This window comes from Streptomyces sp. NPDC002734 (assembly GCF_040295685.1).
Taxonomy (GTDB): Bacteria; Actinomycetota; Actinomycetes; order Streptomycetales; family Streptomycetaceae; genus Streptomyces.
Map to the genome: position 1 here is coordinate 81,353 of NZ_JBEOVU010000034.1, position 9,339 is coordinate 90,691.

9 protein-coding genes and 1 pseudogene are annotated in these 9,339 nt (G+C 74.7%); 2 read left to right on the top strand and 8 right to left on the bottom strand.

Annotated elements, in window-relative coordinates; genetic code table 11:
• Positions 1-255 precede the first annotated feature (255 nt).
• Positions 256-2,307 (top strand): elongation factor G, encoded by a 2,052-nt coding sequence (gene fusA, locus ABT026_RS26060; protein WP_351117573.1) that lies wholly within the window; start codon positions 256-258, stop codon positions 2,305-2,307.
• Positions 2,308-2,405: 98 nt separating this feature from the next.
• Here fusA and ABT026_RS26065 read toward each other — a convergent pair whose 3' ends face one another.
• The 6 genes from ABT026_RS26065 to ABT026_RS26090 form a co-directional block, all read right to left on the bottom strand.
• Entirely contained in the window at positions 2,406-3,056 is a 651-nt protein-coding gene (locus ABT026_RS26065; RefSeq protein WP_351117574.1) for a response regulator, read from the bottom strand.
• Positions 3,049-4,323: a sensor histidine kinase gene (locus tag ABT026_RS26070; protein WP_351117575.1), complete on the bottom strand. Its 1,275-nt coding sequence runs from the start codon at positions 4,321-4,323 to the stop codon at positions 3,049-3,051. The genes ABT026_RS26065 and ABT026_RS26070 overlap by 8 nt, the downstream gene beginning before the upstream one ends.
• 10 nt (positions 4,324-4,333) lie before the next feature.
• The gene (locus ABT026_RS26075; RefSeq protein ID WP_351117576.1) at positions 4,334-5,140 is read right to left on the bottom strand and encodes an ABC transporter permease; all 807 of its coding nucleotides are present in this window, start codon (positions 5,138-5,140) and stop codon (positions 4,334-4,336) included.
• Positions 5,141-5,153: 13 nt separating this feature from the next.
• On the bottom strand, positions 5,154-6,101 hold the full coding sequence (locus ABT026_RS26080) for an ABC transporter ATP-binding protein (RefSeq protein ID WP_351117577.1): 948 nt from the start codon (positions 6,099-6,101) through the stop codon (positions 5,154-5,156).
• Between the two features lie 114 nt (positions 6,102-6,215).
• Positions 6,216-6,608 (bottom strand): SCO5389 family protein, encoded by a 393-nt coding sequence (locus ABT026_RS26085; RefSeq protein WP_351117578.1) that lies wholly within the window; start codon positions 6,606-6,608, stop codon positions 6,216-6,218.
• A 123-nt stretch (positions 6,609-6,731) separates the two neighbouring features.
• The gene (locus ABT026_RS26090) at positions 6,732-7,973 is read right to left on the bottom strand and encodes a serine hydrolase domain-containing protein (protein WP_351117579.1); all 1,242 of its coding nucleotides are present in this window, start codon (positions 7,971-7,973) and stop codon (positions 6,732-6,734) included.
• Between the two features lie 117 nt (positions 7,974-8,090).
• Here ABT026_RS26090 and ABT026_RS26095 point away from each other — a divergent pair, with 117 nt between their 5' ends.
• On the top strand, positions 8,091-8,525 hold the full coding sequence (locus ABT026_RS26095) for a PPOX class F420-dependent oxidoreductase (RefSeq protein WP_351117580.1): 435 nt from the start codon (positions 8,091-8,093) through the stop codon (positions 8,523-8,525).
• Between the two features lie 68 nt (positions 8,526-8,593).
• Here the strand turns inward: ABT026_RS26095 and ABT026_RS26100 are convergent, their stop codons facing one another.
• Together ABT026_RS26100 and ABT026_RS26105 are read right to left on the bottom strand one after the other, a co-directional pair.
• Positions 8,594-9,202, bottom strand: coding sequence for a histidine phosphatase family protein (locus ABT026_RS26100; protein WP_351117581.1), 609 nt, complete (start codon positions 9,200-9,202; stop codon positions 8,594-8,596).
• Between the two features lie 12 nt (positions 9,203-9,214).
• A pseudogene (locus ABT026_RS26105) lies at positions 9,215-9,339 on the bottom strand (6-phosphogluconate dehydrogenase); the annotation flags it as partial.

Sequence of the window (9,339 nt, forward strand, 5' to 3'; positions counted from 1 at the left end):
CGAGGCCCTCCCGGTGGGACCACCGTGACGAGTGAAGGGGGGCAGGCCGTGCGTCAGCGCGCCGATGCCGTCGTTCCCCGTTCGCGGTACGAGGTGATCCTGGTGTCCCCGGCCCTCCGGCGCCCGCTGCGCGGCCGGTGCCGGACGTCCGCCACGCCCCGCTGAGACACCCCGCCCCTCGCGGAGTGCCGCGGCCGTGGCGGTGATCGCGCGTCCCGAAGGACCGGATCATCACCTCCAGAAAGGCCGAAGGCCGTGCGCAACGACCTCACCCGCCGCCCCGCCCTCCCTCTCGCCGACGTCCGCAACCTGGGCATCCTCGCCCACGTCGACGCCGGCAAGACCACCGTCACGGAGCGGATCCTCCACGCCACCGGCGCCGTCCACCGCACCGGCGAGGTGCACGAGGGCACCACCGTCACCGACTTCGACACCCAGGAACGCCAGCGGGGCATCACCATCTTCGCGGCCGCCGTCAGCTGCGCCTGGAAGGGCCGCCGGATCAACCTGATCGACACCCCGGGCCACGTCGACTTCGCCGACGAGGTGGAGCGCTCGCTGCGTGTCCTGGACGGCGCGGTGGTGGTCCTGGACGCCGTGGCCGGCGTCGAGCCGCAGAGCGAGGCGGTGTGGCGGCAGGCCGACCGGCACGGCGTGCCCAGGATCGTCCTGGTCAACAAGATGGACCGGGCGGGCGCCGACCTCGACGCCGCCGTCGCCTCCGTCCGGGAGCGGCTGCACCCGGCGCCGCTGGTGGCCCAGCTGCCGGTGGGCGCCGAGGACGGATTCCGGGGCGTCGTCGACCTGCTCGGCCTCCGCGCGCTGATCTGGCCCGACGGGGCCGGCGAGCCCGTGGCGGCGCCTGTCCCCGCCGAGCTGCGCACCGAGGCGGCGCGGCGGCGCCGTGAGCTGGAGGAGGCCGTGGCCGAACGGCACGCCGGGGCGCTCGAGGAGTTCTGCGAGCACGGCACGCTGAGCGCGGCCACCCTGCGCGCGGCCCTGCGCGACCTCACCCGCACCGGTGAGGGCGTGGTGGTGCTCTGCGGCTCCGCCTACCGCGACAAGGGGGTGGAACCACTGCTGGACGCGGTGGCGGACTACCTGCCGTCCCCGCTCGACCTGCCCCCGGTGACGGGCAGCTGGGAGGGCGCCCAGGTGCGGCGCGAGGCCGACCCCGACGGCCCGCTGGCCGCACTGGCGTTCAAGGTGAACGCCACCGCGACCGGCAGGCTGACCAGCCTGCGGATCTACTCCGGAACCCTGCGGAAGGGGGACGTCGTGCGGGACACGACCACGGGCCGCGCCGAGCGCGTCGCGCGGGTGCTGCGTCTGCGCGCCGACCGGTACACCGAGGTCGAGGCCGCGGTGGCCGGCGACATCGTCGCCGTGGCGGGACCCAAGGGCGTGCGGGCCGGGGCGACGCTGTGCGCCCGGGAGCACCCGCTGGTGCTCGAGCCGCCCGCCCCGGCCGAGCCGGTGGTGTCGGTGGCGGTCGAGGCCGTCCGCTCCACCGACACCGGGCGGCTCGCCGGGGCGCTGGCCCGCCTGGCCGAGGAGGACCCGTCGCTGACGGTCCGCACCGATCCGGAGACCGGCCAGACCCTGCTGTCCGGCATGGGTGAACTGCACCTGGAGGTGGCGGTGGAGAAGATCCGCCTGTCCGGCGGCCCCGGCCTCACGGTCGGGCGGCCCAGGGTCGCCCACCGGGAGACGGTGACCGGCGGCGTCCGCGGGTTCGTCCACCGGCACGTCAAACAGGACGGCGGCGCGGGCCAGTTCGCGCACGTCGTGCTCGACGTCGAGCCGCTGGACGGGCTCGGGTTCGAGTTCCGCTCCGCGGTGACCGGCGGACGGGTGCCGCAGGAGTACGTGCGGGCGGTGGAGGCCGGGTGCCGTGACGCCCTGCCGGACGGCCCGCTCGGCGGGCACCCGGTGACCGGTCTGCGGGTCGTCCTCACCGACGGTGCCACGCACGTCAAGGACTCCTCGGACACGGCCTTCCGCACCGCCGGCCGGGCCGGGCTGCGGGCCGCCCTGCGCGCCTGCCGCCTCACCCTGCTGGAACCGGTCGCCGAGGTCACCGTGACCGTGCCGGCCGACTGCCTGGGCGGGGTGCTCGGCGACCTGTCCGCCCGCCGAGGCCGGGTGCGGGGCTCCGGGACCCGGGGCGGGACGGCCGTGGTGGACGCGGTGGTCCCGCTGGCGGAGCTGTTCGGCTGGTCCGCCGCGCTGCGCGGCAGGACCCGGGGCCGGGGGACGTTCGTCTCCCGCCCGTGCGGCTACGCCCCGGCCCCGACCCAGGGCTGAGGGGGACCGGCGGGGGCTCGGCCGAGGCGGCCGCGCCCCCGCCGGGCGTCCGGGGCTCGGCGGGGGTGTCCGGCGTGCCTGCCGGGGTGTCCCGCGGTTCAGCCGCCCAGGATGCCCCGGCGGTACCCGGCCGCCACCGCCGCCGCCCGGTCGTTCACGTCCAGCTTGGCGTAGATGTGGGTGAGGTGGGTCTTCACCGTGGCCTCGCTGATGAACAGCTCCCGAGCGATCTCGCGGTTGGAGGTCCCGCGGGCCACCAGGGTCAGCACCTCCCGCTCGCGCGCGGAGAGCGGCTCGCCGCCCGGGGCGCGGACCGCCGAGACCAGACGCGAGGCGACGGCGGGGGAGAGCACCGAACGCCCCTGCGCCGCCGCGCGCACCCCGGCCAGCAGTTCGTCGCGCGGGGCGTCCTTGAGGAGGTAGCCGGTCGCCCCCGCCTCGATGGCGGGCAGGGTGTCGGAGTCGGTGTCGTACGTGGTGAGGACCATGACCTTGGCGCGGGCGCCCCGGCGGGTCAGCTCCGCGATGGCCGGGACACCGCCGCCACCGGGCATCCGCAGGTCCATCAACACGACGTCCGGATCGAGTTCGGCGGCCAGCGCCACCGCCTGGATCCCGTCCGAGGCCTCGCCGAGCACCCGGAACCCCTCGGCCGACTCGAACAGGCCGCGCAGGCCGTCCCGGACGACGGGGTGGTCGTCGACGATCAGCAGCGTGATGCCGGCCGGGCCGGTCCCTTCCTCACTCATGACGGACCAAAGGTACGCGAGCCGACACGGCGGTGCCCTGCCCCGGTTCGGACTCGACGGCCAGCGAGCCCGCGATCCGCTCCGCGCGGGCCCGCATGCCGGCCAGGCCGAAGCCGCCGGTCCGGGTCCGCGGCGGGAGGGTGTCCGGGTCGAAGCCCCGTCCGTCGTCCCGGACGTCCAGGGTGACCTCCTCGCCCATGAAACTGAGCGTCACGCCCACCCGGGACGCCGCCGCGTGCCGGGCGACGTTGGCCAGCGCCTCCTGAGCGATCCGCAGCAGGGTCGCCGCCACCTCGCCGTGCAGTTGCTCCGCATCGCCGGTGAGGGTGAACCCCGCGCGCAACCCGTGCTGTTCGGCCCAACCGTCCACCGTCTCGCTCAGGGCCCGCGGCAGTCCCTCCTCGGCCAGACCGGCGGGGGCGAGGTTGTGCACCGAGCGGCGTGCCTCGCCCAGGCTGCGCCGGGCCAGGTCGGCGGCGCGCTCCACGTGCGTGCGGGCCACGGCCGCGTCGTCGGTGCTCGTCACCACCTGGAGCTGGGCGATGATCCCGGTGAGGCCCTGGGCCAGCGTGTCGTGGATCTCCGCGGCCAGCCGCCGGCGCTCGTCCGCGATGCCCGCCTCCCGCGCCTGGTGCAGCAGTTGGGCGTGCAGGGCGGCGTTCTCGTCGAGGGCCTGCTGCAGGGCGGCGTTGGCGCGCTCGAGTTCGACGATGGCGGCGGCCCGGGCGCGCGAGCGTTCCTCCTGCTGCTCGTTGAAGTGCGTGGTGACGCCGATCAGGGCGAAGTTGACGACCAGCAGTCCGCAGAACAGCCCCCACTGCCCCGGGCTCTGGGGCGGCAGTCCACCGGACTGGGAGCCCGCGACCGGCACGGCACAGGCGAGCGGCCCCAGCCGCCACCAGGCGCGCCTGCCCCGCGGGATCAGCTCCTCGGCGTCGAAGTAGCCGACCGCGGCGTAGAAGGCGAAGAGCGGGTTGAACCAGACGAGGACGAAGCCGAGGGCCCAGCGCAGGACGTAGTACGCCGTCCCGGCCGGGCTCCGGCCCGGGAAGCGCCGCCCGACCCGGTCCCAGAACAGGTGCAGGACCGCTGCCGCCCCGACCAGTGCCGCCGCGGCCTGCCGCTCGCCGGGCTCCGGCGTCAGCTCGGGGGTGGCCGCCGCGAGCACCGCGGTGAAGGCCAGCATGGCGTGCGGCCCCCAGCGGCGGAAGAGTTCCCACCCGCGCCCGGACGTGTCCGGTTCCGTCGTCCCCGCCTCGTCGGTCACGGCCGAGACCCTACTGCCAACGGAACCAGCGGGTGGCCGCTCCGGTGAGAGCGATCGCCCACAGCGCCAGGATCCCCAGCGACGACCAGTCCGGCCAGCTGCCGCCCGTCGCCCGACCGAGGGCCTCGGCCGCCGCGCCGAAGGGCAGCAGGCCGACGACGGTGGCCAGCGCGTCGGGCATGGCCTGCACCGGCAGCCAGACACCCGCGGCGAACATCATCGGCAGGAACACGGCGGAGCCGACGGCCGTCGCGATCTTCGCGGTGGGGGAGAACGCCGCCACCAGGGCGCCCATGGCGAGCGAGGCGGCGGCGGCGAGCAACAGCGCCAGCAGGTACCCGGCGATCTGCTCGGGCAGCCGGACGTCGTAGGCGAGGCGGCCGATCGCCAGCGAGAGCAGGGCCGAGACCAGGGCGGCGACACCGTGCAGGCCCATCTGCGCGAACAGGAGGGCCGAGGGACGCACCGGCGTCGCGGACATGCGGCGCAGGATGCCGCGCTCCCGGTAGCCGGTGATCACCGGAGGCAGTGCCTGGACGCCGGCCACGATCAGCGCGACCAGCACCGTCACCGGGACGTAGGTCTCGATCAGCCGCAGACCTCCGAGGTCCGGACTGGGCTCCCGGAAGGTCGGGATCAGGCCGAGGATCGTCAGCAGGCCGGGCGGGAAGACCGCGATCCAGAAGAAGTTGCCGGGTTCGCGGAGGAAGAGGCGGGCCTCGGCCCGCAGCACCGCGCGGGACGGGCGGCGTGCCGGGGCGAACGCCCCGCGCGGGGCCGGGGAGGCGGCGGGAGCGGTCGTCGGTTCACTGGTCATGGCGCGGTCTCCGTCAGGTGGTGGTGAGGTCGAGGAAGGCGTCGTCCAGCGTGGCGTCGGTGACCCGCAGCTGGTGGGCGGTGACGCGCCGCCGGACGAGCAGCTGGACGACGGCGTTCACGGTGTCGTCGGTGCCCGCGAGGGTCAGCCGGCCGTCCTTGTCCTCCATCGACGCCAGCCCGGGGAGGGCGGCAAGTTCGGCCTCGTCCAGCCGCTCGGAGGGGGTGAAGGAGATGTGGGTGGCCCCGGCCGCCCTGCCGATCAGACCCCGCGGGGTGTCCAGCGCGGTGATCCGGCCGCCGTCGACGATGGCGATCCGGTCGCACAGCCGCTGGGCCTCCTCCATGAAGTGGGTGACCAGCAGGACCGTCACGCCACGGGCCCGGACGTCGTCGATCAGATCCCAGGTGTCGCGGCGGGCGCGGGGGTCCAGACCGGTCGTCAGTTCGTCCAGCACCACGATGCGGGGATTGCCGATGAGGGCGAGCGCGATGAACAGGCGCTGTTTCTGACCACCGCTCAGCTTGGCGAACCGGGTGTCCAGGCGCTCCGCCAGGCCCAGCCGTTCGGCCAGCTCGTAGCCGTCGGCGGGAGCCGGGTACAGGGCCGAGTACAGCTCGAGCGCCTCACGCACGGTCAGCTTCGGCTGGAGCTCGCTCTCCTGGAGCTGGGCGCCGAGCAGCCGCGTGACCTGCTCGTGGTCGGCGACCGGGTCGAGCCCCGCCACCCTGATCCGGCCGGCGTCGGCGACCCGCAGGCCCTCGACGCACTCGACGGTGGTCGTCTTGCCGGCGCCGTTGGGGCCGAGGATCCCGAAGATCTCACCCTCCTCGACGGCGAAGGAAACCCCGTCGACGACGGCCCGGCCGCCGTAGGACTTCCGCAGCCCCTCGACCTCGACGACCGCCGGCCTGCCGCCGGTCGTGGCCGGCGTCGTCCTCTTCGTGCTCGTCGTTGACATGCGGAAAGCGTCCCGTGAGGGCGCCCGCCGCCACATCGCCCGTCCGGTCCGGACCCGCATCGACCGATCGGTTGATGCGGGCCTACGACCGGACGGCCCCCGCGGGCCGGGGACTCAGCAGTCGCGCAGGTCGGGGGACTGGTTGAGGAGCTGGGCGCGGGCAGAGGTGAAGCGCACGTGACGCTCCCCGCCCACGTCCCGCGGCCGGAACGCGGCCACCCGGTGGCAGTTCTGGAAGGCCAGAGCCACGCCGAAGTGGCGCTCCAGCGTCCCGCGGATGGCGTCGCTCGCCAGGGCCCGCAGCAGCTGGCCGCGCTCCCGCTCGGAGGGCGGCGGCGTGGTGTTGTCGGCGAACTCCGAGGAGGTGGAGCGCAGTTCGCCGGCGAGCCGGGCGATCAGGTCGTAGGCGTAGGGCAGCGAGGTACGCACGGTGGCGAGGAAGTCCTCCTCGCGGACCTCGCCGCGTTCCGCGTCGGCGAGCAGGGTGGGGGAGACGTCGAGAGACATGAGGAAGTCCTGTCTGTGGGATCCGGGCAGCATGAACCGGGCGCGCCGTGTCACGGCCGCCCTTGCTGAAAATGAATGTCATGTGGAGGAGGTCTCGGTCAACCCGCCGCGCCCGGCGGTCTCTCATCCCACGACGGATTCGTGCACCAGCCGCCGGATCTCCGGGAACAGCAGCCGCGAACGCCGGGGCCGCAGCTGCGTCATGAACTGCACGGTCAGGTCCTGGACGGGATCCACCCAGAAGACGGTGGTCGCCACGCCCTTCCAGCCGTAGGTCCCCCGCGAGGACGGGGACTGGGTGCGCGAGGGGTCCACCACCACCGAGAAGCCCAGACCGAACCCCACACCGGAGTTGGCCGGCTCGTCGTGGACCGGGGCGCCGAAGCTCCGGATGTCCGCGTCCTCGGGCAGGTGGTTGCGGGTCATCAGGTCCACCGTCGCCGGCCGCAGCAGCCGCACCCCGTCGAGCTCCCCGCGCCGCCGGAGCATCTCCATGAAGCGGTGGTAGTCCCCGGCGCTCGCCACCAGCCCTCCGCTGCCGGACAGGAAGTGCGGCCGCTCCCGCACCGGGGTGCCCGGGACGACCTCGAGCGACCCGTCGTCGCCGTCCCCGTACAGCTCTGCCAGCCGGCCCGCCTGCTCCTCGCCGATCCGGAACCCGCTGTCGGTCATCCGCAGCGGCCCCAGCACCCGCTCGCCCACGAACTCGTCCAGCGGGCGCCCGGAGACCACCTCGATCACCCGGCCCAGCACGTTGGTCGCCACCGAGTAGTTCCACCCGCTGCCGGGATCGAACTGGAGCGGGAGCCGGGCGTACGCGTCGCAGGTCCGCGCGAGGTCCGCGCCCGGCAGGACCGAGGCGTGCAGGCCCGCCTCCCGGTAGAGGGCGTCCACCGGATGGGCGTGGTGGAAGGCGAACGTCAGACCCGCCGTGTGCGAGAGCAGATGGCGGATCAGGACCGGCCCTCGCGCCGGGCGCGTCCGCATCCCGGAGCCCTCGCCCGCCACATGGACCCGCGGGGCCGCGAAGGCCGGCAGGTGGCGCTCGAGCGGGTCGTCGAGCGACAGCAGACCCTCCTCCACCAGCAGCATCGCCGCCACCGAGGTGACCGGCTTGGTCATCGAGTAGATCCGCCAGAGGGTGTCCGGCTCCACCGGCTCTCCCGCGGCGAGGTCGCGGCTGCCGTAGGTGGTCAGGCGGGCCACCCGGCCGTCCCGGGCCACCGACAGCAGGTAGCCGGGCAGGCTCCCGGTGTCGACGTGCCGGGCCAGCAGGCGGTCCAGCTCGTCCAGACGGGCGGCGTCCAGGCCCGCCTCGCCCGGCTCGATCTCCTGGCGCAGCACCGTCCTCGCGGTCGCCGTCATGGTCCTGACCCTCCGTCCACGTTGCGCGAGCGGCTCGGAGATACCCCGTTCGGCGCAATTCCAGACCTGACCGGCCCGCCGGGGGAACACCCCGGGCCGGGGGGACGTTTTGCCGGTATGAGTGAAGAAGCCCTGCTCGCCCTGCTCTCCGAGGCCGCCGGCGGAGTGCTGGTGACCCTCAAGGCCGACGGGCGGCCGCAGTTGTCCAACGTCAACCACGCCTACTACCCCGACGAGCGCCTGCTGCGGATCTCGGTCACGGACGACCGGGCCAAGACCCGCAACCTGCGCCGCGACCCCCGTGCCTCCTACCACGTGACCAGCGCCGACCGCTGGGCCTACACCGTGGCGGAGGGAACCGCCGAACTGAGCCCGGTGGCCGAGGACCCCGCCGACGCGACGGTGGAGGAGCTGATACGGCTCTACCGCGACGTCGCCGGGGAGCACCCGGACTGGGACGACTACCGGGCGGCGATGGTGCGCGACCGCCGCCTGGTGCTGCGGCTGCGCGTGGAGCGCGTGTACGGGATGCCCAAGGGCGCCGCGGGATGAGGCCGTGGGGACCGGCCCGGGGCGAGGCTCGGGCCGGCTCCCCGGGGCTCCGCGCCGCCGGACAGATCCTAGAGCTCCGCGCCACCGGGCCGGGCGTTCCACACGGACACGACCGGGCGGCCGTGCTCGGTGGACAGGCGGCTGACGGTTCCGGTGCGGATCTGGAACAGCCGGCCGTCGGTCGCCGCGAGCCCCAGCCGGCGTGCCGTCAGGACCCGCAGGTAGTGGCCGTGGGCCACCAGCAGCACGTCGCCCTCGTCCGCCCGCAGCAGCGGCTCGACGCGGGCCAGCACCCGGTCGGCCCGCGCGCCGACCTCCTCGGGCAGCTCTCCGGGCTGCCCGTCCGCCGACGACGGGCAGCCGTCGTCCCAGATGTTCCAGCCGGGCCGCTCCTGGCGGATCTCCTCCGTCATCAGTCCCTCGTAGGCCCCGTACTCCCATTCGCGCAGGTCGGCATCGGTCCGGGTGCCGGTGAGGCCCGCCAGCCGGGTGGTGGTGACCGCACGCAGCCGGGGACTGACCAGCACCGCGGCCAGCTTCCGTCCGGCGAGCAGCGGGGCCACCGCCCGCGCCTCCTCCTCACCGTGCGCGGTGAGCGGCAGGTCGGTGCGGCTGGTGTGGCGGCGTGCCGCGCTCCACTCCGTCTCGCCGTGCCGCAGCAGCAGAAGATCGCCCACTGTCCGCCCCGTCTACCGCGCCGCCGAGGGACCGGACGCCTCGACCGCGTGGCCGCCGAACTGGTTGCGCAGGGCGGCGATCATCTTCATCTGCGGGGAGTCCTCCTGACGGGAGGCGAAGCGGGCGAAGAGGGAGG

What these genes read in the sequence shown, in the direction of transcription:
- ABT026_RS26075 (WP_351117576.1), bottom strand. Translation starts at nt 5,140, where the DNA reads ATGACCAGTGAACCGACGACCGCTCCCGCCGCCTCCCCGGCCCCGCGC.
- ABT026_RS26095 (WP_351117580.1), top strand. Translation starts at nt 8,091, where the DNA reads ATGAGTGAAGAAGCCCTGCTCGCCCTGCTCTCCGAGGCCGCCGGCGGA.
- ABT026_RS26090 (WP_351117579.1), bottom strand. Translation starts at nt 7,973, where the DNA reads ATGACGGCGACCGCGAGGACGGTGCTGCGCCAGGAGATCGAGCCGGGC.
- ABT026_RS26065 (WP_351117574.1), bottom strand. Translation starts at nt 3,056, where the DNA reads ATGAGTGAGGAAGGGACCGGCCCGGCCGGCATCACGCTGCTGATCGTC.
- ABT026_RS26085 (WP_351117578.1), bottom strand. Translation starts at nt 6,608, where the DNA reads ATGTCTCTCGACGTCTCCCCCACCCTGCTCGCCGACGCGGAACGCGGC.
- ABT026_RS26080 (WP_351117577.1), bottom strand. Translation starts at nt 6,101, where the DNA reads ATGTCAACGACGAGCACGAAGAGGACGACGCCGGCCACGACCGGCGGC.